General features: G+C 47.0%; 1 protein-coding gene. It reads left to right on the forward strand.

Annotated elements, in window-relative coordinates; translation table 11 throughout:
• The first annotated feature begins 147 nt into the window (after nucleotides 1-147).
• On the forward strand, nucleotides 148-921 hold the full coding sequence (locus tag ACFQ00_RS19995; protein ID WP_381495327.1) for a hypothetical protein: 774 nt from the start codon (nucleotides 148-150) through the stop codon (nucleotides 919-921).
• The last annotated feature ends 37 nt before the right edge of the window (nucleotides 922-958 follow it).

Raw genomic sequence — 958 nt, forward strand, 5'->3', positions numbered from 1 at the left:
GCGAGTCCTACCTCGGCTTTGTCGCTCTCGCCTCAATCAAGCTATGGATACCCTTTGTCCACGAAACCTAGTGTCATTTGATATAATAGCGTACTTGGAAATGCATGTTCGGGGCTCTAAGGGGTAATGTGAATTTAGGAGGGGGCGATGAATTCTCTAAGCTTCGGCATTGTTGTTGGAAGTATTGTTACCGCCTTCTCCTTCGTGCCGAGGGCTTTTCCGACAAATGTCCGTGGGCTTGGGTGGACAATAGTCATCGGTGGATTTGTAGTTGCGAGCCTTGTTGGTTCTCTCAAAATTCCTGATGGAATGGGGTTTTTCTCCTTTTTTCTGGGTATAGTTATTGCAACAATTCCGTTCTGGCTTTTTGGAAAAAAGCGTCTGGCTGCCGCTAAAACGGCAGCCGAAGAAGAACGTCGTCAAAAAGACGAAAGCTTAAGGCTTAAAAAGGAAGCGGAAGAGGCTAAAAAGGCGGAAGTTCAGCGCCTAAAGCAGTCCTTTTTGGAGGGGATGGCCGGCTGGGATTTTAAATCCGAAGGGCGGATGATGAATGTTTCTGGCCAGCCAAATTGCTTTTTCGCCAGCGGCGCAGAAGGCCGCTTGCTTCGTATTGTCCAATTTATAGAAAACGATGAAGATTTTCAAATATTAAATGATCAGACGATCGCTGTAAACCAAATTATGTCAATGAACATAGCAAGTCCGAAATATCAAAGTACGGAATATTATAAGCAAGCAATTCCCATAGTTTCGAGTGAGCCAAAGAAGAGCGTTGTTGGTCGGTCTGTTGTTGGAGGGGCATTGTTCGGTCCGGCCGGTGCGATTGTTGGTGGGATGACCGGTCTGAACAATGCAATCAGCACAAAGGTAGAAGAGCGGGAGTTTTCTAGGTTTCGTGGACAAAGGGTATCCATAGCTTGATTGAGGCGAGAGCGACAAAGCCGAGGTAGGACTCGCG

The sequence above is a fragment of the Sphingosinicella xenopeptidilytica genome (assembly GCF_042676985.1).
In the GTDB taxonomy this organism is placed as follows: Bacteria; Pseudomonadota; Alphaproteobacteria; order Sphingomonadales; family Sphingomonadaceae; genus Sphingosinicella; species Sphingosinicella xenopeptidilytica.

Coding starts and splice junctions, on each gene's coding strand:
- ACFQ00_RS19995 (WP_381495327.1), top strand. CDS start 148: ATGAATTCTCTAAGCTTCGGCATTGTTGTTGGAAGTATTGTTACCGCC.